Below are 22,026 nucleotides of genomic sequence, written 5' to 3' on the forward strand. Positions count from 1 at the left end.
TCGTCACCGTGTCGGAAATTTGCATAATTTCCTTGAGCTTGTGCGTAATCAAAATAATCGATTTGCCTTCGGCGACCAGCCGCTTCATAATTCCCATGAGCTCGCCGATTTCCTGCGGTGTAAGCACGGCTGTCGGCTCATCGAAAATAAGAATGTCAGCGCCGCGGTAAAGCGTCTTCAAGATCTCGACGCGCTGCTGCATGCCAACCGAAATGTCGTGAATTTTGGCATGCGGATTAACCCTCAAACCATACTGGTCGGAGAGGGCCTTGATCTTGGCAACCGATGCTCTGTAGTTCAGATGCACCCCGGCAATTTTGGGCTCCATCCCCAGAACGATATTTTCGGTTACCGTAAACGGCTGAACCAATTTAAAATGCTGATGCACCATGCCGATGCCCAGCTCGATCGCTTTATTAGGACTGTCAATGATGACGGGCTTGCCGTTCACTTCGATACTGCCCTCATCAGGCTGGTACAAGCCAAACACGATATTCATCAAGGTCGACTTCCCCGCACCATTCTCACCGAGCAGTGCATGGATTTCGCCCTTGTGCAGCTTCAAGCTGATCGAGTCGTTGGCAACGATGCCGGGAAAGCGTTTGGTAATTTGCTTCAACTCAACGACAGGGGTCGCTGCATCCATGAGATCACCCTTATCACATATTTTGCGGCCTCTGTTTGGGCCATAACGTAAGACAAGGCTAGTCATAATAACCAGCCTTGCCGTTTGGTACACATGAATTATATCAGTTCAAATTATCGTTATGGAATTATTCTTCAGGAACTTTGATCTCGCCATCGATAATTTTTTTCTTGAATTCATCCACTTTTTTCAGAACGTCTTCAGGGACATTTTTGCTCGAAGTGTCGGCCAGACCTACGCCGTTTTCTTTCAGGCCAAGTGTCTCATGACCGCCTTTGAAGGTGCCGTCGATGACTTCTCTTGTTACTTTGTCTACAGCTGTCGTTACGCCTTTAACCATAGATGTCAGCGTTACTTCGTCGCCAAATTCCAGGGATTGGTCTTTGTCTACCCCGATAACCCATACTTTTTGGCCTGCTTTGTTGCGGGCAATGGCTTCGTTAAACACGCCTGTACCTGTTGCACCGGAAGCATGGAAAATAATGTCCACGCCGTCGTTGTACATCGTGGCTGCAGCCGCTTTACCTTGGTCAGGCTTGTCAAATGCGCCGGTGTAGTTGATGATCACTTTCGCATCCGGATTCGCTGCGGCAACGCCAGCTTTAAAGCCGGCTTCAAAGCGTTTGATAACCGGAATTTCGGAACCGCCGACAAAACCGATTTTGTTCGTTTTTGTCATGGAGCCTGCTACTACACCCACGAGGAATGCCCCTTCGTTCTCCGCAAACGTAACGGAATGAACGTTAGGCGCATCGACTTCAGCATCGATAATGGCCATTTTGGCATCCGGATTTTGATCGGCTACCGTTTTCATATCAACGCCAAGGTCAAAACCGATCCCCCAAGTGAGGTCGTATTTGCCTTTGACATATTTGTTCAGGTTCGGAACATAATCTTCTTTGGACTTACTTTGCAGATACTGGGCTTCGATCCCTTTGTCCTTCTTCAATGCTTCCAATGCTTCCCAAGCGGATTGGTTAAAAGATTTGTCGTTAACCCCGCCCACGTCAGTCACGAGACCGACCTTCACGCTAGATTTTGCTGCGCCGCCTTCTTCGCTGCCGCCGGACGAGCTGCTCGTATCTTCGTTCTTTTTACCGCAGCCGGCCAGTACAACTGAAAATGCAAGCAGCATAATCAGCGACAATTTGAACATTTTCTTCATTAACTTATAGTCCCCCTAGAATGAATTATATCCTTTCACCTGTCTTCGCCCTTCAGCAATTGATCTATGGTCAATTAATTGCTTGTGAAGGCTTGTTCAAATGTCGGACATTCCACAGAACAGATTATACATTTTACCTACGCCAAAATCCAGCAAATTTACGTCAGAAAATAAAACTTTTTTAGTGAAAAATCAAGGGAAAACGCTTTATTTTGCCATAAATCACACAGCCTGTTATTTCCATGGAAGAGTAGCTGTCCATAAGCTCACCTGATGTCGATTCTCGAAGGAAAAAGATGCGTGAAATTAACATTCATACCCATTCATGAGTGCGGCACCCGGCACCTGCGACGCTAGGTTCTGATTTATGTTAGCAAGCGGGGCTTTTTCTTGTTGGGGATATTACTCTTATATCTAAAGAAACACGTCTATCGGTGTACGTTCTATGAAGCCAGACCGCTTTTAGCGGAGGTCTTTCTTGCGATATAAGGTAGTTTAGTCTCTGATGTATTTTCTTTCTTATATCTTAAAAAAACCGCCGGTTAGGGCGGTTTTAATATGCATTACAAATATATTACGCGTTGACTTTCTCTTTGGCAACCGATGCGATCGAGTTGAACGCATTGATGTCGTTAACGGCCAGGTCAGCCAGCATTTTGCGGTTGATGTCCACGCCAGCCAGTTTCAGACCATGCATCAGTTTGTTGTAAGACAGTCCGTTCATGCGGGCTGCAGCGTTGATACGCACGATCCACAATCTGCGGAAGTTCCGTTTCGTCTGACGACGGTCACGGTATGCGTACACGAGGGATTTCATAACCTGCTCGTTAGCTGTTTTAAAAATGCGGTGTTTGGAACCGAAATAACCTTTTGCAAGTTTCAATACTTTTTTATGTCTACGACGAACGACGAATCCGCCTTTTACTCTTGCCATAATATAAACCTCCCAAAAATGTGTGATTAACTATTTCAAGTTCGCCAAGCCTTGTTTCAAGCGTCTTACGTCCCCCGGCGCCATTTCTGGGTTGCCTGCCAATACGCGTTTAGCGCGCTTGGACTTGTGGGAAAGCAAATGGTTTCTGTAAGCTTTGTAGCGAGTCACTTTACCGGAACCGGTAACTTTGAAGCGGCCTTTAAGGCTGCTGTGTGTTTTCATTTTAGGCATTGTACTTCCTCCTCAGGATCATTGGGCTTTTGGAGCCAAAATCATAATCATGCTGCGTCCTTCCAGCTTCGGCTGACGCTCAACGCTGGAGTGCTCGGCAACTTCTTCCCTTACACGCTCCAGAATCTTCTGGCCGATGCTCGCATGCGCGATTTCGCGTCCGCGGAAACGAACGGAGCATTTGACCTTGTCGCCTTCCTTCAGGAACTTGACGACATTGCGGAGCTTAGTCTGGTAGTCGTGCTCATCAATGTTTGCTCGGAACCATACTTCTTTAATATCAACGATTTTCTGATTCTTCCGGGCTTCCTTCTCTTTCTTCTGCTGCTCGTAGCGGAACTTGCCGTAATCCATGATGCGGCACACCGGCGGCTTCGCCTGCGGCGCCACATTCACCAAATCCAGATTCAAATCCGCTGCCATCTGCAGAGCCTCACGAAGGGGCTTGATGCCAATCTGTTCGCCTTCAGCGCCTACCAAGCGAACTTCCTTCGCCCGGATCTCCTCATTGATCATATGTTCCTTACTGATAACCGTCCACCTCCAGATCTAATAGGTATTTCTGTGTGCAGAAGCAAAATAAAAAGGGATGCGGGTATCAGCACCCAGCATCCCTATGATCAACTCTTCATGAAATATCGCATTCACAAATCATTGGATCAGTAACCCGCCAACCTTTGTCGGTCAGGTGAGAAGCTGGAGCTTCTGCTTTGAATCCATTTCGTATTTAAAGCACTCAAATAATTTAACACAGGGCCCGGACAATGTCAACCCGCTTCCATGCGTTTACCCCTGCTTGCTCTGCACCTCTTCCAGTCTTACCACGCGGGTATGCTGGGTATGGCTCCACTGCTTGTTGTTCTGCGTAAAGAACGCATAGAACGTGATTGGATACCAGGAGATCAGATAGATCGGGAAGAGCACCAGGTACAAATAGACCTTTTTGAAGGTGACCTTCTCCAAAATCATCGCAGCCAGGAACGTAAATACGTTGGCACCGATCGCCACAAAGCTCAGCCATAACGGCAGATAGCCGTAGAGGTTGGCGATGTTCGGACCATCGAAGAACGTATTGTCCACCCAGATCGTGGCCGTCATCAGGAATGTCAAGAGAACGATGTATACGTTCGCCCCGTACAGCGCCAAATCCAGCTTGACGATGCTGCGTTCCTTGATACTTTGCCAGATCAGCGGGAAGAAATAGCGGCGTGCCACCGTAAAGTGTCCCTGCATCCAGCGCAGGCGCTGTCTTGCGGAAGCCTTGAACGTCAGCGGCTTCTCGTCGAACACCTTGGCGTCGTAGTTGAATTTTGGATAGACGCCGCGCTTCACGCTGCGCATCGTAAACTCCAAGTCTTCAACCAAGCTGGTGGCCCCCCAGCCCATTTCCTTCAGCAGGTTGGTTTCAAAACACATCCCTGTACCGCCGAGGAAGTTGGCCATGTTCATGTTATGGCGCGACAGCTGCCACAGACGGTTGATGTACCAATACGAAATCCCGTAAGCAGCCGTAATCCAGGAATCCTCGGGATTCTTGGTGTCGATGTATCCTTGAATGACGCGTGCGCCGGAGCACAAATCGTCGTTCATTTCTCTCAAGAAATTCGTATCTGCCAGGTTGTCGGCGTCAAACATGACGACCGCATCATACTGGCGGGGCATGGCCCACAATTCCTTCAGCATCCACTCGATGGCGTAGCCTTTACCTCGAAGATTGTTGTTGGTGCGTACGCAGGCGTTCATGCCATGCTCGCGCACGATGCGTGCCGTACCGTCCGTGCAGTTGTCACAGATGACAAACACGTCGTACAGCTCCTTCGGATAATTCAGCTGCTTCAAGTTCTCCATCAGAGCCCCGACGACCTGCTCTTCATTGTGCGCTGCAACGAGCACGGCGAAGGACTTGGTCGGTTCAAAATGCTGCTTCCTCTTTTTCCTGTACAGTCCCAAAACGGAAAATACAAACTGGTACACACCGATCGCGGCCAGCAAAACCTGGAGCGCGATAAAAATGGCGTCTAACATGACTCTCAGAACCCCCCTTTTTTACCCCTCATAATCATGTTTCTCTCTGTAGATAGATTGAACTAAAGTTTGTTGAACTTCCTGTTATAGCGGTCCAATACGGCCCTGTAATGTTCATTTCTTTAGTTCATTCTATATAGATTACGGTAAAGCCGTTACCCTTTTCTAATTCTTTATGACCCTTTTGACCTTTTACATTCTTTTACGTTTTGTTAACGCTTCGGATGACCCTATCGATTTTCCACACTTTTCAGTCATTTGTCAAAACCGTAAAACCTCGTAATCGTCTAAAAAAACGGTAATGAGGCGGTTTCCTGACGGTTCAGCCCCTTACGGGCTCCTATTCATGACTGTTAGTTCTTATTTTCATCTCTTTTCCGGGTTTTTATTTCTCAGGTCCCCCCTTTTTTTAGTCATCAGTTTCCATGATTATCGGCATACTTTATAAATAAACGAGATAAAGCCAAGAAAAGTTATACTTTAAACATCAATTCTTTATAAACGGATTGCACCCGTTTGAATCATTGTAAAGGTTCCTCAGGGGGAAGTCAAAATTGGCCAATTCCTTGCCGGGCCCCATTTTTCCGCGAAAAATGGCTTTGGACAAGATCGGCCGATTCCCGACAAAGTTCTCGGGCGGTGTCAAATAACGACCCTGAATTGGGTTATATATTATAAGAAGGGGACTTACGAAGTTATAGTTTCTGCTCCCTTCGGAAATATGATAAAATTTAGAAAAACATCGCATGAGTTGTCCATGATCTGCCATTATTTCATAGAAGATTGGCTGTACACGGAGGGATGGAATGAGACGTTTGTTCAAGAAACTTCAATTATGGGACCGGCGTCTTTTCCAATGGATCAACGGACGTCTTCATAATCGTTTTTTCAATTTTTGGCTGTATTATTTAACACATCTCGGAGGGGCTACGTTTACGATCTGTGCCTGCCTCCTGTGCTGGGGCCTGGCCCCGCCGTCATGGAGCACCCAAGGCGCCCAGGCCGCCGTCGCTCTGGCCGTCAGCCACATTCCGGTGGCGGCAGCCAAGAAGATGTACCCCCGGGTCAGGCCGCATCTCGCCCTGCCGGGAACCCGCACCTTTCGCAAGCCGCTGGTGGACCATTCGTTTCCATCCGGGCATACGACGGCAGCATTTTCCTTGGCAGTTCCTATGATGATCGGGCATCCTGAGTGGACCGCGCTTTTTTTGGCTTTAAGCCTCGTGGTCGGATTTTCCCGGATGTATTTGGGACTTCATTACCCATCCGATGTGCTTGCGGGAGCTGTAATTGGTACTTCCGTAGCTACAGCAACAGTTGCATTGTGGCCCTAAAGTCGATATGGTGGGTATAAGGAAAAACATGCAGGAACAGGTGAATTGAGAGTGATGAAAAAAAGAGTATTGTTATTATCTGAAGGCTTCGGTGCGGGACATACTCGAGCTGCTTACGCACTCTCAAGCAGTCTGCGCAAGCTGTCGCCGAGTGTGCAAACCAAAGTGCTTGAGCTCGGAAGCTTCCTGAATCCCAAGGTCGCACCGCTCATTATTACCGCCTACAAGAAGACCGTTCTTTCGCAGCCGAGGCTGGTTGGAATGATGTACAGGCACCAGTATAAAAAGTCACTGAACCGGTTTACGACATTAGCGCTTCACCGCATTTTTTATACACATACCAAAAATATCGTCAATCAGCTGCGGCCCGACATCGTCGTCTGCACGCATCCGATTCCAAGCGCGGTCATTTCCCGCTTGAAACGGCTCGGTTCGAACATTCCGCTGTGCACGGTGATCACGGATTACGATGCCCACGGCACCTGGATCAGCCCGGAAGTGGACCGCTACCTGGTCTCCACCCAGGAAGTGAAATCCAAGATGCTGGAGCAGGGCGTTGCCGCATCCAAAATCGAGGTCACCGGCATTCCGGTGCATCCGAACTTCTGGGAGCATCCGGTCAAGGAAGAGATTCGGGAGAAGTTCGGGCTTAAGAACATGCCCACGGTGATGGTCATGGGCGGCGGATGGGGCATTATGAATGACGAAGTCATCAACAATTACCTGACCCGCTGGAGGGACGAGATTCAAATCGTGTTCTGCCTCGGCAACAACGAGAAGGTCCTCCGCAAGCTCGAACAGGATCCGAGCTACAACCATCCCAACATCCGGCTGATCGGGTTTACCCCCGAGGTCGATAAGCTGATGGAAGTTTCCGATCTGCTCGTGACGAAGCCTGGCGGCATGACCTGTACGGAAGGTTTGGCCAAGGGCATCCCGATGCTCTTCCATCACCCGCTTCCCGGACAGGAAGAAGAGAACTGCCAGTACTTCACTGCCCAGGGCCTTGGAGAGCCGATTTCCTCTCTGGAGGTCATCACGAAGTGGATGAACAAATTGATCCACGAATACGATTCGATCCAGCAGCGCCGCGAAGAGCAGCTGAAGAGCATTGACCGCTACCGGCCGATGCAAAGCGCCCAGAGCATCATCGACATGCTGGAATCAAATAAGGTGCCTTCCTGAGGGAAGGCACCTTATTTTGTATTTATGGTTGTTCGCTGAAGGCCTCTTCCGGCTGCTCCGGCTTGTCCGGCCGCAGTCCGTATTTGTCCAGCCGCTGTTGCTGATACCGGCTCAGCGCTTCCTTGCCCACAATCACCTCACAGCGGTGAATGTTGATGCCCTGGCCCACAAATTTAGTCTCATACTCGGTCATGACATGCTCTTCGTTTGGTCCCTCGGGGTGCAGATTCAGCGAAATATTCGTCATCTGCAGACCGTAATCCGCAAAGGAATTCAGCGAAAATTCAAACAGCGTCTGCGAGTCGGTCTTCAGATGAATTTCACCGTTATCGTTGAGCAGACCGCAGTATTTGTCGAGAAAACGGGGATGTGTCAAACGGCGGCGGGCATGTCTCGCCTTCGGCCAAGGATCGCTGAAATTCAGGAAAATCCGCTCAAGTTCTCCCGGCGCAAACACTTCCTCCGCATATTCGACATTGGCCAGCGCCAGCCGCAGATTCGGCGGATATTCGACCTCCCTCTCGGCCCAGGCGAGCTTGGCTTTCTCGCTGGCCCGGCGAATGAGTTCATCATACATATCGATGCCTATAAAATTAATGTCCGGGTTGCGATAGCTCATCTGGCTGATAAACTGTCCTTTGCCCATGCCAAACTCCACGTAGATCGGCCGGTCGTTGCCAAAGAGCGATGACCATTTCCCTTTATACGACCGGGGGTCCAGAACGACGAAACCCTGCTGTTCTTCCAGACTTTCCCGGATTCCTTTTCTTCCGCGTAAACGCATCTCATACCTCCGCTAGTTATACTTCCGTCCTGCCGCGGCACTTGCGGCTACTGCAATATTGTGCCGAACTTAAGCCGAAATGTAAAGAGGGAAAGCTTGACTTGCCCCAAAAGAAAAAGAATCCCGTTCTCTCTCATGCGAACACGAGGAATTCGGAATTCTTTTCCATTATCTATTTGGAATTGGGGTCCAACGGTTTCATTGTTGATAGTCTACCGCATCTTGATGCTGAAAATCAAATGTCTTTTCGAAGGCGTTGCGAATTTTGCGGCGGGCAGCCGCTTTCACTTCCGGATTGCCGTTAAACTCTACGCCTGTCAGGGCAAGCGCCTCATCAGGAGTAAGCTCTACAGAAATCTTGCCTTTACCTTGTGTCTCAGCAGTTGAAGAATTCATCATTATCACCTCACGGTTAATATGTTGGCCATGACGTCAATCTTTTATGAATTCTATAAGATATTTACCCCGAAACCGGGGTGCTGACGCTAATTAAAATATAACACTTCATGTAAGTTTTATCAATGGAATATTCGCCTGATTAGCGGCATAGCGGCGCTGTTTTTGAAACATTTTTTTGCAGTTTATGAACTTGAAATATCCGGGTATTTCGCCCCGATTCATGGAGAACCTCTATATTAAATAACGGCTCAAAATCCAAGGGGAGAACAGCCCGTAAGTCTCAGCGTTTCCCACGGGCCTCCTCATACCCTTTAGGCCTGATTTTTGTTACAATAGAGCAAGCGTAAGCCGCAATGCACAATAAAGGAGTACCATCCATGAACAGCCCAACCCTTTCTTCTCCCCTGCTGTGGGGCGATAAAAGATTCCATACGTGGAATTACGAGATGCGGGAACAGTTTAACGATAAAGTGTTCAAGGTCATGCTGGATGCCGGATTCACCTGCCCCAACCGCGACGGTTCAATTGCGAGGGGCGGCTGCACCTTCTGCAGCGCCCGGGGCTCGGGCGACTTTGCCGGCAGCCGGCGCGACGACCTGATCACCCAGTTTAACAGCATCCGGGACAAACAGCATGAGAAGTGGCCGCACGCCCGATATATCGGTTATTTCCAGGCCTATACCAACACGTACGCCCCCGTTGATGTGCTGCGCGAGTACTATGAAGTCATTTTGGAACAGCCGGGCGTTGTCGGCTTGTCCATCGCCACGCGGCCGGACTGCCTGCCGGACGATGTGATCGAGTATTTGGCCGAGCTGAACGAGCGGACCTATCTGTGGGTCGAAATGGGGCTGCAGACCATTCACCAGGAGACATCCGATCTGATCAACCGTGCGCATGACACCCAGTGCTTCATCGACGCCGTGGAGAAGCTGCGGAGACATGGCATCCGGGTATGCGCGCATATCATTTACGGCCTGCCGCAGGAAACCCACGAAATGATGCTGGAGACCGGGCGCGCCGTGGCGAACATGGACGTTCAAGGCATCAAAATCCATCTGCTTCACCTGATGAAGGGTACGCCGATGGTCAGGCAGTATGAAGCGGATCTGTTCCGCTTCCTGGAACAGGATGAATATATTAAGCTGGTCGCGGACACGCTTGAATTTCTGCCGCCCGAAATGATCGTTCACCGCCTGACGGGCGACGCCCCGCGGAAGCTGCTGATCGGCCCAATGTGGTCTCAGGAGAAATGGGAAGTGCTGAACGGCATCGACGCCGAGCTCGAGGCACGAGACAGCTGGCAGGGTAAGTATTGGAGGAAAGTATAGCATGGGGTTTCTTTCCGTTCTTAGCTTTGCCCACAAACAAATCGCCGAGCGTCTGAGTCCCGGGGATATTGCCGTGGATGCCACGATTGGTACAGGGGCCGATACGCTCTTTCTGGCCAAGGCGGCTGGCCCCAAGGGGCACGTCTACGGCTTTGACGTGCAAGAGCAGGCGTTGACCCTGACCCGGCAACGGCTGGCGCAGGAAGCACCGGAGCGGATCGCTCCGGTGACGCTGTACCTGCAGAGCCATGCCGCGATGCGGGAGGCGCTGCCGGAAGGCGTCCACGGCCGGGTCGGGGCGGTGATGTTCAACCTCGGCTACCTGCCTGCCGAGGAGGCGGACAAAGCCGTCATCACTACGCCGGACAGCACGATTGAAGCGCTGGAAGCCGGCTTGTCCCTGCTGAGACGGCGGGGCATTATGACGGCCGTGCTGTATCCGGGCCATGCCGGCGGCGATCTGGGAGGCCCAGGCGGTAACCGCCTGGGCCACCGCCCTGCCGCAGTCGTCGGCCCAAGCCGTCATATACAGGCAGCTGCAGCGCGCGGATGCCCCTTATGTCATTGCGCTGGAGAAAAAATAGCGCGCTGGCCGCTTATGCGGCTCGTGCCGCGAGCTTTCGCCCACCAGGCGGCGCGGCATGCTGAACACTTTGAAACCGTTGTGCCCGGGGCCCGGCCGCCCTCTTCATCCGGATGGATTCCGGTCCAAGGGGATCAGCCCGGCCCAAGGTATTGTTTTACATAGTAGCGGTTTATCCCAAGCGATCACACGAACCCAAGAAAGGAACGATGAAGACATGACACAACCTTATCCATTATTATTTCAGCCGGAGTTTAAAGAACGCGTATGGGGAGGCCGGGCGCTCGAACAGTTCGGGCTGCAGATTCCAGAAGGACATATCGGCGAGGGCTGGATGATCGCCGATCATCCGAACGGCACGACTTCCGTGATTAACGGGGAGCTGAAAGGCCAAGGCCTGGACCAGGTCCGCGAACAATTCGGCAAGGAGTGGTTCGGCGCCAAGGGATTTTCCGAGAAAAACGGCCGCTTCCCGCTCCTGATCAAGCTGCTGGACTGCAATGACGACCTGTCGGTCCAAGTGCATCCGACCGACGACTATGAGGGGCTGCCGAAAGGCGAGCTCGGCAAGACCGAAATGTGGTACGTGCTGGACGCCAAGCCGGACGCCAAAATCATCTACGGCCTTAAGGAAGGCGTTACACGCGAGGCGATGAAGGAAGCGCTCGAGAACGGAACCGTCATGGACAGCCTACAGGAAGTTTCCGTCGAAGCCGGAGACACGTTCTACATCCCTGCCGGCACGGTGCATGCGCTGTGCGCCGGTGTTGTCGTAGCTGAAATCCAGCAGAACTCCGATACGACATACCGCCTCTACGACTACAACCGTCCGGGATTGGACGGCAAGCCGCGCGAGCTGCACATTGAAGATTCGCTGAACGTCATCGCCTACGATGGATCCGGAGCCACAACGATGAAGACCGCCGGCAGCGCTGCGGGCGAATGGCTGCAGCTGGCGAAGTCCCCTTATTTCATCGTGGAAAAGGGAATTGTGGACGGATCCTGGAGCCTCTCCACCACTCCAGACAGCTTCACCATCTTGGTCGTATGCGACGGCAGCGGCTCCATCGCCTGGGACGGCGGCTCGCAGGACTACAAAGCCGGCCAATGCTTCCTGCTACCGGCTAATCTCGGTCAATATGAGCTAAAAGGAAATGCTACCGTTCTCCGTTCCTACCTGCCTTAAGCCTGATATAAGGCACGGGGCATTTCTTCTGATTCATCTGTCATTCACGAAAGAATGAAGGGGTGACCTCCATTGCGGGAACAAACATTTACGATGACGGATCCGCTGGGCACGCAGATCCATGTCTATGCCTGGCTTCCCGACGAGCCGGCTGGAGTGAAGGCCGTCCTGCAGATCACCCACGGCATGTGCGAAACGGCCGAACGCTACAAACGGCTCGCCGCGCTGCTGACGCGGTTCCGCTATGCCGTATACGCCCACGACCAGCGCGGGCACGGCCTGACCGCCGGCAGTGTGGAGCGGCTCGGCCATACCGGCAAGGACGGCTTCCGGCATATGCTCCAGGACATTCAGCAGCTCGGCGGCATCGTTCGTGACCGGCACCCGGATATTCCCCATTTTTTGATGGGGCACAGCATGGGGTCGTTCCTCGTGCAGCGGGTGATGGAGACGGACGGCGGACCGTATACCGGCTTTATTCTGTCCGGTACGAACGGGCCGCGGAGCATGCTGAACGCCGGCAAAGCGGTCGCCAGGCTTCAGGGAGCACTCCAGGGGGAGTCGCACCGCAGCATCCTGCTGAACGCAATGGTCTTCGGCAGCTACAACCGCAGCTTTGCCCCGACCCGGACGCGGTTTGACTGGCTCTCCCGGGATCCGAAGGAAGTCGATAAATACATTGAAGATCCGTACTGCGGGGCCATTTGCACGACCTCATTCTTCTACGACTTTTTCAGCCTGCTGCAGGATATTCAAAATCCCGGCAGCTATGACGGCATTCCCCGGGATAAGCCGGTGTACCTCTTCAGCGGGGAACTCGATCCGGTCGGGGAACGAGGCAAGGGCGTCCGGCGGCTGGAGGACATTTATCGCAGCATCGGCATCAAGGACGTGGAATGCAGGCTGTACCCGAACGGACGCCATGAAATGCTGAACGAGATGAACCGGGACGAGGTCATGACCGAGCTGCTCGATTGGCTGGAGCGGCATGTGTAGTGCCCTTCCCCTACTTCGAAGAAATACCCGCAGGTTCAAGGCCTGAATGAACAAAAGCCGCTGCACGGTGGTCATAACCCCGTGCAGCGGCTTTTCTTTGCATATTATCGACGATCAAAATTTGCCGATCTTAATGCGTTCAATTACAGCAACTCCGCCGGCTGCAGCTTCATCGTGTAGAACACAGGCAGCTCGCTCTCGTTCTGCTGGTACAGCACGATCAGCACCGTCCCCCCGGTTGAAGCCTCCGCTCCGTTGCCTCTGCCGGCCAGCAAGTCATCCAGCGCAAACGGCAGCACTTCAAGCACTGCATGCTTTTGCAGCTCCCGTTCGGACAAGCCCAGGGAAGCGAAGTTCCCCGAGACGAGCTCTGGATGCTCCGTAACCTTTCGCATCAGGCTGCTCCAATCGTCCTTGGCGAGCGGCTGCTCCCACCATATTTTACGCGGCTTGTACTTATGGTTCAGGAAGTAATCCAGCTTCATCAGCCCCAGAATCACATCCATGCGCTTCGTCTCCCGCTGCTTCAGGAAGGCGGCCAGACGCGTGAACAAGTCCTCAAGCTGATGGCCGATCTTCTGCCAGCCCTGCCCTTCCCAATAGTCGCCGAATTCCTGGAAGAAATCGAACGGTGACGGAAATTCATGGGTCATGAGATAGTTCAGCGTATGATCCATCCGGTGCGCGTTCCAGTATTTCTCAAGCACATCCTCCAGCCGCTTAAGCCGGACGATGTCGGCAAATGGCAGCTTGTGGCTGCCGAGAATTTCGTAAGGCGCCTGATCCATGTACGTGTAATCGTACTTGCCGGCATCGCGGCGCAGGCCGGTGCCCCGCAGCATTTTCAGAAAACCGAGCTGCAGCTCTTCCGGTCCCAGGGCGAACACGTCGTTAAACGTCTTGCGGAACGTTTCATAATCCTCTTCCGGCAGACCGGCGATCAGATCCAAATGCTGGTCAATTTTGCCGCTGTTTTTAATAATGCTGACGGTCCGGGACAGCTTCTCGAAATTTTGCCGCCGCTTGACGATAACGTTGGTCGGATCGTTCGTCGACTGTACGCCGATTTCGAACCGGAAAATCCCCGGGGGCGCGTTGTCGGCAAGATATTGCAGCACTTCGGGACGCATGATGTCCGCCGTAATTTCGAACTGGAACACGCAGCCGCGGTTATTTTTAATGAGAAAATCAAACATCTCGAGCGCATACTGATGGTTAATGTTAAACGTGCGGTCCAGAAACTTGATGATCTTCGCGCCGTGGTCGATCAAATACGTAATATCGGACTTCACCCGCTCGATGTCGTAATACCGGACGCCGTTCTCAATGCTGGACAGGCAGAACTGGCACTGGAACGGACAGCCGCGGCTCGTCTCGAAATAGACGATTCGCTTCCCTAAATTTGGGATATCCTCGGGAAAACGGTGCGGCGTGGGCAGCGTATTGAGGTCGCTCTTCGGCCGCGGCGGGTTGATGATCACTTCGTCGCCTTTTCGGTAAGCAACGCCATAGACAAAATGGAACTTGCGGTCTCCTTCGATCACCTGCAGCAAATGGTGGAAGGTCTCTTCGCCGTCGCCCATGACGATGAAATCGACCGCCGGCATCCGCTCCATCCAGTACTGGGTGTCATAGGACACTTCCGGTCCGCCGAGCACAATCGTGACTTCCGGCATGACCTTCTTCACGATTTCGATCACTTTCAGCGTCTCTTCGATATTCCAAATATAGCAGGAGAACCCGATGACGTCGGGTTTCCGTTGAAACAGGTCGGACACGATGTTCATGACCGGGTCTTTGATCGTATACTCGGCCAGCTCGATATCAAATTCATGCTGGCTGTATGCCTTGAGCAGGCGGATGGCCAGGCAGGTATGGATGTATTTGGCATTTAGGGTGGATAACAGGACTTTCATCGGTTCACGACCTTCTTCTTATTCATCATATCCGCCAGCGTAGGCATCATCGCTCTGATTTTGGAAAAAATCAAGAAACGGTCTGCCGTACTTCCGGAACTTCACTTCGCCGACGCCTTTAATATTCAGCATTTCATCTTCGGTCTGCGGGCATACCACGCTCATCTCGCGCAGCGTCGCATCGTTGAAAATAATATACGACGGCACATGCTCCTTGCCCGCGAGTTCGCGCCGGATCAGGCGCAGCTGCTCGAACACGGTCTCGTTGACCGCCGACGGCGAAACGTCGCGGCTGCGGGAGCTTCGGCTGCCCGTTTGCGCCGCTGCCGGGCGCGCGGTGCGCTGCAGCACCTGCCGCTGGCCCTTCAGCACTTCGGCCGCCAGCGGCTGCAGCCGCAGCACGGGGTACTGGCCTTCCGAAAGCGCCAGATACCCCTCCGAGGCGAGCACGTTAATGATCTCGGAAATTTCCTTCTCCGTCCGGTTCGCCATCGTCCCGTAAGTAGACAGGCTGTCAAAGCCGTACTGCAGCACCTTTTTATTCTTCGATCCCTTCAGCACCGCCGCCACCAGCGATACGCCAAAGCGTTCACGCATCCGGTGGACGCAGGAGAAAATTTTCTGCGCATCGACCGTCATATCGACCAGCTCGCGATCATCCGTACAGGAGCTGCAGATCCCGCAGGGTTTGTCTTCATGAGACTCGCCGAAATAGTCCAACATCGCGCTGCGCAGGCAGCGGGTCGTATAACAGTAATCGACCATTTGCTGAAGCTTACGGTATTCGTTCGATTTGCGGTCCGTTTCCTGCGGGTTCTGCTCGATCAGAAACTTCTGCGTAATAATATCCTGCGGGCTGAACAGCAGAATACATTGGCTCGGCTCGCCGTCCCGGCCGGCGCGTCCGGCCTCCTGGACGTAAGCCTCCATGTTTTTCGGCATGTTGTAGTGAATGACGTACCGGACGTTGGACTTGTCAATGCCCATTCCGAACGCGTTGGTGGCAACCATCACCCGGATGTCGTCGTACAGAAATGCCTCCTGGCTGGCGGCGCGCTCTTCATCGCTCATCCCCGCATGGTAGCGGCCTGCGGCCAAACCCACGCTGCTCAGACGCTGGTACAAATCGTCCACGTCCTTGCGCGTCGCCGCGTAAATAATACCCGGCTGGCTGTTATGCGCCTCGGCGTAACTCATGACAAAATCGCGCTTGTTCTCCCCGCGCAGCACCGACATGGCCAGATTATCCCGGCCCAGCCCGGTGACGAACACTTCCGGCTCCTGGAGCCTCAGCAGACGGACCATGTCTTCGGTCACTTCCGGGGTAGCCGTCGCAGTGAACGCTGCCAGGATAGGCCGCTCAGGCAGCCCTTCCACGAACGGAGCTACCGACAGGTAGCTCGTCCGGAAGTCATGCCCCCACTGCGACACGCAGTGGGCCTCGTCGACGGCCACGCAGGAAATTTCCAGCTGGGCCATTTCGTCGCGGAACCAGTCGAGCTCAAGCCGCTCCGGCGCCACGTACAGGAGCTTCAGCTCCCCCCGCTTGGCCGCGCGGATCCGCTCGTTCACTTCCTTGCCGGTGAGCGTACTGTTGATGTATGCAGCGGCGATGCCCATCGCTGTCAGCGCGTCGACCTGATCCTTCATCAGAGAGATCAGCGGCGATACGACCAAGGTCAGGCCCGGCAGCAACAGCGCCGGAATCTGATAGCAGATCGACTTTCCTCCGCCCGTCGGCATGATGCCCAGCGTGTCCTGATGCTTCAGGAGGCTGGATACGATATGTTTCTGGCCTTCCCGAAAGTCTGGGTAGCCGTAATATTTTTGCAGCATTTCCTGTGCCCGTTCCAAAGAAAGGGTCTCCACACTCATAAATAAGAACTCCTAACGATGCAAATTCAGCGGCGGCCCATGCAGCTTCCAAGGCTGCGCCACATTTTCAAACTCAACCTTTGACTTTAGGGAATAGATACATGATGACTTTCGAGAATGACTTGATTCAGTCCAATTATAAGTTTACCGGGGTTTCCGGGAATGAGCAACCGTGGTGAAGGGATTCTGCCCGTGCTGGGAGTGCACTTCTTGTCGGTAAAACAGAATGTGCCAGCGGTGGTTGCAGCTTAAGCGGAACATGGGATGCAACTCTTGCCGATCGGTTCTCGTCATAAAAAATACATGGGGAGGGAGTGCAATGAAAAGAGGATGGTTATCTCTGCTTATCGCTATGACCTTTCTGGCCGGGTGCTCTCATGAGTCTGATTTGGATAGAGGTAGCGCTGCACCGTCAGCAGAGATGGCAAATCAGGGGGCCGGTATGCCTGCAGACATGCCGGCTGATTTTAATTCGTTTGTCCGTTTTGGGTTATGGCGATGTCACTAAAAATGAGATAAACACCTTTCAAGGGACCGTAACGAAAGATTTAATTACGAAAGGAACGGCAACGGCTCACCTCAAGTTTACCCCTAATGAAATGCGGGAGATTTACGGCAAAATGAGAGAAATAAACATCATAGCACCGAAGAAATTTGCTACAAGCCGAAATTGCTCCAAATCGCCAAGCAATGAAGATGAGTGGACGGTAACCGTCGATGGTAAAACGGAGTCATTCTCGTGGACGGACCGGAATTGCGAACTGTCCGACGATGCAATCGCGTTGTTGGAATTAAGAAATTTCATTCAATCCATCGTAAACACCAAAGAGGCCTATCAGGCCTTGCCGGCAGCTGAAGGCGGTTATGACTAAGGGACGCTTGTTCATGGCCGAAAAAAAGGCGGCAGCCCGCCAGGCGCCTCCCATGATCGATGGGTCCATATGCACCGGCGGACTGCCGCTTAGCGGCGGTATTCAGCTTTTATGGAGCTGCGCCTCGTGAAAAGTTCGTTAAACATCGAATCGATCCGGCGCGGCTTACCAGGTCAGCGCTGCTTCGAGACTGCTCCTTGAGCGGTATCCCAGCGGTGGCTGTACTGCTCAAGCTTCGGATGCGCCGCCTCCGGCTCCTCCGTCAGCAGCAGCCTTAGCTTGACGATCCATTCCCCAAAGGTGCTGTAGCTGGCAAACCGATTCGCCATATCCGGCGTCAACAGCAGAAAATGCGGCGCAGGATATTTCTCCGTCAGATGGCGAAGGGCGGCTTCCACCGGCGTGTATTTTTTCCGGCGTCCCTCCCAGTTCTCGATAACCGTCTTCCCGTGTCCTTCAGACCTCCAGGCTTCCAGCCGTTTCTCCCGTTTATAATACGGGCTGACCGGTTCCTTGGTCATTCTCCGCACCGTCTCCTCATGCAGCGGATACAGCACCAGCTTGGAAAAGGACAGCACGCCGGCCAGCGACTCCGCTTCATTCAGACCTTCTTCATCAGTCTCTTCAAACGTATCGTAATAAATGAGCGTCCCCTTACGCTTCTGCACCGGAGGCTCGTACCCGTAGGGAACCGTCTGTACCGTATGCTTCATCCTCATCACTCCCCAGATTCATCCTATATGTAATGTACCCGGCAGCGGATGACGTGATCACTCCACTCCAAGTTGCGGAGGTTCGCAGAGTTATTCGTCGACCTCGTCCAGGTGGTCCCGGCAGAAGTTTTCGAGCAGCTCCACTTCGTCCTCCTCCAGGTCAAAATCGAGGTACTGCCCCGTCGTTTTTTCATAAATTTCGTATTTCACGATCGCGGATTGGTCTTCGTCGACCTTGTAAATGACCCGGACATATAGCCCATTCTCCGTATAAAGCTCATCGTCATCAGGCACCTCGATGTCGAGCTTGAATTCATAGCGGGTTCCCTGCAAAATGCGGAACGGGTCCTTGACCTTCTCCGCTTCGTATTCCGTTATCGTCAACATGTTGTCATCCTTTCATTCATCCATCCTATTCTTTATTGTACCAGACCTGTCCCGGTCCATTCACGGACACGAGCCCGCCGGGCATATAATAGCCTCATAAAGGGAGGCGTTGGCCATGATTTACGCAGTCATGCAGCTCATCGGCGGATTTATTTTGGCGTTCGGCTGGATTCCGCAAATTATTCAGGTCATCCGGACCAAATCGGTCGCGGATCTGAGCCTGAAAACGTTCGGATCGCTCGTAGCCGGCATCGGCCTGATGGAGGTCTATGCCGTTCATATCGCGCAGGACGGTGTCGGCATTCCGTTTCTGATCACCAATACGCTGTCGCTGGTACTGATGCTGATTATGATCGGCTGCATTTTAAAATACCGCAAGCGGCCGTAGCGCAATACTAACGCATACTTTCTGCCCCATCAACCCAGCCATCCGATCATCAGCGGCAGCAATACAAAGGAAGCGAGCGTCGTCCATAATATGCACCGGGTCACAACTTTGGGTGCCGCATCAAACTGCTCGGCCAATATGACCGCGTTAACTGCGGCCGGCATGGAACTGAGCACAAGCATAACGTTAAACAATACGCCCTGAATGCCAAGCAGGTATAAGAGCAGCGCGGACGCAACCGGCGAGATCACCAGGCGCATCGCCAAACCGGCGTAGAAAGCTTTGTTCATCGCTGCCGTATAAGCTGTCTTCCCGCTCCTAACACTGACCATCTGCGCCCCCAAAATAAACAGAGCCACCGAGGAATACGCGCCCGAAATCATCGATATTCCTTGATTCAGCTCCTGCGGCAGCTCCACATGCGCTGTCCGGCAAATCACGGCAAGCACAGCCGCGTAAATCGACGGCAATTTGAAGATCGACAGCGCCGCCTGCTTTACGGAAAACTGCGAACGTGCGGCAAAATACACGCCCAGCGTATTGACGATGATGATCTGCAGAATAACGTACACTGATGCCTTATCCAGCCCCGCTTGCCCAAAGGCCAGCAGCACCAGCGGCAGACCATAATTGACGCAGTTCGTAAACAGCGCCGTCAGCGTGAGGCCTGACCGTTCGGCGGCCGGGAGCGACCACGCTTTTCCAATCCCTACGGCAATCCCCCACAGCAGCAGCATATTAAGGACCGTGAACAGAACCGTATCCGTAATCTCACCGTAGCTGATGTCGGCCCCAATCAGCGTTTCGAAAATAAGAGCCGGACTCAGCAGGTACAGGGACAGCGTGGAGATCGGCTTGGTATCGATCGGCTTAAAATGCTTGATCAGCGCCCCTCCGATCACCGGCAGCGATATCGGGAGGAACACCTGGTACACTGTAGTCACAAACGTCTGCAGCATATGTAATCCTTTCCTGTCTTTGTGCTATGTTTAATAATCCCAGACGGGGGCCTTCTTCGGATGCCGCTTCAATTCAAACATCAGCCTGATCTGCTCATCCGTATTACGGATTTGCGACAGGGCGGGAAGGTCGTCCTCTGCAAAAAACTGAACGCCGCTCGTCTCTACCCCCTCAGCCGCTTCGCCGCCGGTGATTTCGCAGGCGATGAATATTTTATACACATGATACGGGCCCGGCGGATTATGCTTCAGGTTGTCGAGCACGGCCAGGAGCCGGGTCGGTGTAACCACAAATCCGGACTCCTCCCGTACTTCCTTCACGGCAATTTCGGAAGGCGACAGCCCGATATCCGCCCAACCGCCTGGGAGCGACCATTCCCCTTCGGCCTTTTCGCGGACAAGCAAAATTTGATTTTCCTGAAAAATCACCCCTCGCACATCCACCTTCGGTGTGGCGTATCCGTCTTCCCCGGCAAAAAGTGCCGTCAACAGTTCGGTCTCAACATTGGTGTACTCCCGCATAATCTCTACGCTCAGTGCCCGAAGCTGTTCAAAGCGTTCCAGGTCATATACGTCCCGCGAGTATGCCAATCCTGTCTGGGCCACAGCCTGAATCTGTTTGGCCCACTCCAGCCATTTCAACGGTTTGTTCATCGGCAGGTCTCCTCCTCTGAATCGTATTCAACATTTTTTTCACAAAAATTAGTGAGAAAGATTATCATTGAGAATGAATGTGTGATACAATGATCTCAAGTTATCATTCATTAACATATCATAAGGAGTCGACGACCATGGTGAAAGCCCCTGATCAAAAATACGCTTCCTTGCGGGTTGACGATTATCTTGACCTTTTAAACCTGGCGAAGCAGCTGCAAGACACCCGGTGGCAGAAGGAAATTATCCGCAAGCTCGAACGCCTCAACAATACATCGATCCATCCATTGTCCTGTTAACATAGAAGACCGCGGGGCGCGTATTTTGATAGTACCATGCCTTTGGGGGAATCTGAACATATTTTCCAAAAGTATACCGTGAGCGTATTTGATATTACAGCAGGGGTGCCCCAGAGGGTGCTTCTGCTTTATTTGTGTCGGTCACCCTGCGTCTTCAGCCAATTTTCCCATCGGCGGGTCATGGACAGGCGTGCCACTCCTCACACGCACGAAAAAACGGACTGCCTGCAGGCAGTCCGTTTCGTTGTATACGTTCAGGTAAAATATGATATTAACCTTCGAGCAGCAGAGATTCCGGATCTTCCAGCATCTCTTTGATCGTCACCAGGAAGCGTACGGCATCAGCGCCGTCGACGATCCGGTGGTCATAGGACAGGGCGATATACATCATTGGACGGTTCTCCATCCGCTCGGCGTCGATGGCCACAGGGCGAAGCTGGATGTTGTGCATGCCCAGGATACCAACCTGCGGTGCGTTCAGGATCGGCGTGGACAGCAGGGAACCGAAGGTTCCGCCGTTCGTGATCGTGAACGTTCCGCCTTGGAGTTCGGACAGCGCCAGCGTATTGCTGCGCGCCTTGCCGGCCAGCGTGGCGATCTCTCTTTCGATGTCGGCAAAGCTGAGGCGGTCGGCATCACGTACGACAGGTACGACGAGGCCTTCTTTAGCCGATACGGCGATACCGATATCGTAGTATTTCTTCACGATAATGTCTTCCCCGTCGATCTCCGCGTTCAGGTGAGGGAACTTCTTCAGCGCACCCACTACCGCTTTGGTGAAGAAGGACATGAAGCCGAGGCCGATGTCATGCTTCTCTTTGAAAGCATCTTTGCGGCGCTTGCGAATGTCCATGATCGCCGTCATGTCCACCTCGTTGAAGGTCGTCAGCATGGCGGCCGTTCTTTGCGCTTCCACCAGGCGTTTGGCGATCGTCGCGCGGCGGCGGGACATGCGTGTGCGTTCCGCCGGTTTGCCCGACTGGGAAACCGCTGCTGGAGCGGCTGCCTGCGGCGCCGGTGCAGCAGCCTGTGGCGCTGCCGGAGCTTCTGCATGGTTCTTCACGTTGTCCGGATAAATGCGGCCTTTCGGATCCCGGCTCGATACCTGATCCAGGTCAATGCCCTGTTCGCGGGCCAGCTTGCGTGCCGCCGGCGACGCGGCGA

The 22,026-nt window shown here is 53.0% G+C and carries 23 protein-coding genes and 1 pseudogene; 9 read left to right on the top strand and 15 right to left on the bottom strand.

The features are described from left to right. The 6 genes from CPT76_RS32680 to CPT76_RS32705 all read right to left on the bottom strand — a co-directional run. A partial coding sequence (locus CPT76_RS32680; protein WP_146116515.1) for an ATP-binding cassette domain-containing protein occupies positions 1-646 on the bottom strand: 646 nt, incomplete at its 3' end. 127 nt (positions 647-773) lie between these two features. Further along, complete coding sequence (locus CPT76_RS32685; RefSeq protein ID WP_105445855.1) at positions 774-1,811, bottom strand: BMP family ABC transporter substrate-binding protein; 1,038 nt, start codon at positions 1,809-1,811, stop codon at positions 774-776. Between the two features lie 574 nt (positions 1,812-2,385). After that, positions 2,386-2,745, bottom strand: coding sequence for a 50S ribosomal protein L20 (gene rplT, locus CPT76_RS32690; RefSeq protein WP_094595540.1), 360 nt, complete (start codon positions 2,743-2,745; stop codon positions 2,386-2,388). A gap of 30 nt (positions 2,746-2,775) precedes the next feature. Continuing rightward, positions 2,776-2,976 (bottom strand): 50S ribosomal protein L35, encoded by a 201-nt coding sequence (gene rpmI / locus CPT76_RS32695; RefSeq protein ID WP_076173245.1) that lies wholly within the window; start codon positions 2,974-2,976, stop codon positions 2,776-2,778. An 18-nt stretch (positions 2,977-2,994) separates the two neighbouring features. After that, positions 2,995-3,492: a translation initiation factor IF-3 gene (infC, locus tag CPT76_RS32700; RefSeq protein ID WP_076173246.1), complete on the bottom strand. Its 498-nt coding sequence runs from the start codon at positions 3,490-3,492 to the stop codon at positions 2,995-2,997. 270 nt (positions 3,493-3,762) lie between these two features. After that, on the bottom strand, positions 3,763-5,001 hold the full coding sequence (locus CPT76_RS32705; RefSeq protein ID WP_105445856.1) for a glycosyltransferase family 2 protein: 1,239 nt from the start codon (positions 4,999-5,001) through the stop codon (positions 3,763-3,765). A gap of 806 nt (positions 5,002-5,807) precedes the next feature. Here CPT76_RS32705 and CPT76_RS32710 point away from each other — a divergent pair. Together CPT76_RS32710 and CPT76_RS32715 are read left to right on the top strand one after the other, a co-directional pair. Then, complete coding sequence (locus CPT76_RS32710; protein ID WP_076173248.1) at positions 5,808-6,335, top strand: phosphatase PAP2 family protein; 528 nt, start codon at positions 5,808-5,810, stop codon at positions 6,333-6,335. Between the two features lie 51 nt (positions 6,336-6,386). Then, positions 6,387-7,520, top strand: coding sequence for an MGDG synthase family glycosyltransferase (locus tag CPT76_RS32715; protein ID WP_076173249.1), 1,134 nt, complete (start codon positions 6,387-6,389; stop codon positions 7,518-7,520). A 22-nt stretch (positions 7,521-7,542) separates the two neighbouring features. Here the strand turns inward: CPT76_RS32715 and trmB are convergent, their stop codons facing one another. Beyond that, positions 7,543-8,304, bottom strand: a complete 762-nt coding sequence (trmB, locus tag CPT76_RS32720) for a tRNA (guanosine(46)-N7)-methyltransferase TrmB (RefSeq protein WP_105445857.1) — start codon at positions 8,302-8,304, stop codon at positions 7,543-7,545. A gap of 198 nt (positions 8,305-8,502) precedes the next feature. Next, entirely contained in the window at positions 8,503-8,700 is a 198-nt protein-coding gene (locus CPT76_RS32725; protein WP_076173251.1) for a hypothetical protein, read from the bottom strand. Between the two features lie 380 nt (positions 8,701-9,080). On the opposite strand from CPT76_RS32725, the gene mnmL reads away from it, so the two are divergent. From mnmL to CPT76_RS32745, 4 genes and pseudogenes are all read left to right on the top strand, one after another. After that, the gene (gene mnmL / locus CPT76_RS32730) at positions 9,081-10,034 is read left to right on the top strand and encodes a tRNA modification radical SAM protein MnmL/YtqA (RefSeq protein WP_105445858.1); all 954 of its coding nucleotides are present in this window, start codon (positions 9,081-9,083) and stop codon (positions 10,032-10,034) included. A gap of 1 nt (position 10,035) precedes the next feature. Beyond that, positions 10,036-10,618, top strand: a pseudogene (gene mnmM, locus CPT76_RS32735) (tRNA 5-(aminomethyl)-2-thiouridylate-methyltransferase MnmM). A gap of 216 nt (positions 10,619-10,834) precedes the next feature. Beyond that, positions 10,835-11,803, top strand: a complete 969-nt coding sequence (locus CPT76_RS32740; RefSeq protein WP_105445859.1) for a type I phosphomannose isomerase catalytic subunit — start codon at positions 10,835-10,837, stop codon at positions 11,801-11,803. 72 nt (positions 11,804-11,875) lie between these two features. Beyond that, on the top strand, positions 11,876-12,799 hold the full coding sequence (locus tag CPT76_RS32745; protein WP_181153208.1) for an alpha/beta fold hydrolase: 924 nt from the start codon (positions 11,876-11,878) through the stop codon (positions 12,797-12,799). 143 nt (positions 12,800-12,942) lie between these two features. Here CPT76_RS32745 and CPT76_RS32750 read toward each other — a convergent pair whose 3' ends face one another. Both CPT76_RS32750 and recQ read right to left on the bottom strand, forming a co-directional pair. Then, entirely contained in the window at positions 12,943-14,715 is a 1,773-nt protein-coding gene (locus CPT76_RS32750; protein WP_105445860.1) for a B12-binding domain-containing radical SAM protein, read from the bottom strand. A gap of 18 nt (positions 14,716-14,733) precedes the next feature. Continuing rightward, a complete protein-coding gene (gene recQ / locus CPT76_RS32755; RefSeq protein ID WP_105445861.1) occupies positions 14,734-16,590 on the bottom strand; it encodes a DNA helicase RecQ in 1,857 nt (618 codons plus the stop codon). Between the two features lie 377 nt (positions 16,591-16,967). Here recQ and CPT76_RS32760 point away from each other — a divergent pair, with 377 nt between their 5' ends. Next, the gene (locus CPT76_RS32760; protein WP_105445862.1) at positions 16,968-17,462 is read left to right on the top strand and encodes a hypothetical protein; all 495 of its coding nucleotides are present in this window, start codon (positions 16,968-16,970) and stop codon (positions 17,460-17,462) included. A gap of 173 nt (positions 17,463-17,635) precedes the next feature. Here CPT76_RS32760 and CPT76_RS32765 read toward each other — a convergent pair whose 3' ends face one another. Together CPT76_RS32765 and CPT76_RS32770 are read right to left on the bottom strand one after the other, a co-directional pair. Beyond that, positions 17,636-18,175: a hypothetical protein gene (locus CPT76_RS32765; RefSeq protein WP_105445863.1), complete on the bottom strand. Its 540-nt coding sequence runs from the start codon at positions 18,173-18,175 to the stop codon at positions 17,636-17,638. 90 nt (positions 18,176-18,265) lie between these two features. Further along, positions 18,266-18,562, bottom strand: a complete 297-nt coding sequence (locus tag CPT76_RS32770) for a DUF6509 family protein (RefSeq protein WP_105445864.1) — start codon at positions 18,560-18,562, stop codon at positions 18,266-18,268. 115 nt (positions 18,563-18,677) lie between these two features. On the opposite strand from CPT76_RS32770, the gene CPT76_RS32775 reads away from it, so the two are divergent. After that, entirely contained in the window at positions 18,678-18,950 is a 273-nt protein-coding gene (locus CPT76_RS32775) for a SemiSWEET family sugar transporter (RefSeq protein ID WP_105445865.1), read from the top strand. A 29-nt stretch (positions 18,951-18,979) separates the two neighbouring features. Here the strand turns inward: CPT76_RS32775 and CPT76_RS32780 are convergent, their stop codons facing one another. Next, positions 18,980-19,909: an AEC family transporter gene (locus CPT76_RS32780; RefSeq protein ID WP_105445866.1), complete on the bottom strand. Its 930-nt coding sequence runs from the start codon at positions 19,907-19,909 to the stop codon at positions 18,980-18,982. A 30-nt stretch (positions 19,910-19,939) separates the two neighbouring features. Then, positions 19,940-20,563, bottom strand: a complete 624-nt coding sequence (locus CPT76_RS32785) for an NUDIX hydrolase (protein WP_105445867.1) — start codon at positions 20,561-20,563, stop codon at positions 19,940-19,942. A 137-nt stretch (positions 20,564-20,700) separates the two neighbouring features. On the opposite strand from CPT76_RS32785, the gene CPT76_RS38105 reads away from it, so the two are divergent. Then, positions 20,701-20,862 (top strand): hypothetical protein, encoded by a 162-nt coding sequence (locus CPT76_RS38105; RefSeq protein WP_163878816.1) that lies wholly within the window; start codon positions 20,701-20,703, stop codon positions 20,860-20,862. A gap of 271 nt (positions 20,863-21,133) precedes the next feature. On the opposite strand, the gene odhB is transcribed toward CPT76_RS38105, so the two are convergent. Further along, positions 21,134-22,026: 2-oxoglutarate dehydrogenase complex dihydrolipoyllysine-residue succinyltransferase (gene odhB / locus CPT76_RS32790; RefSeq protein ID WP_105445868.1), on the bottom strand; the 893-nt coding region annotated here is incomplete at its 5' end.

It is taken from the genome of Paenibacillus sp. AR247 (assembly GCF_002968895.1).
Taxonomy (GTDB): Bacteria; Bacillota; Bacilli; order Paenibacillales; family Paenibacillaceae; genus Paenibacillus_AQ; species Paenibacillus_AQ favisporus.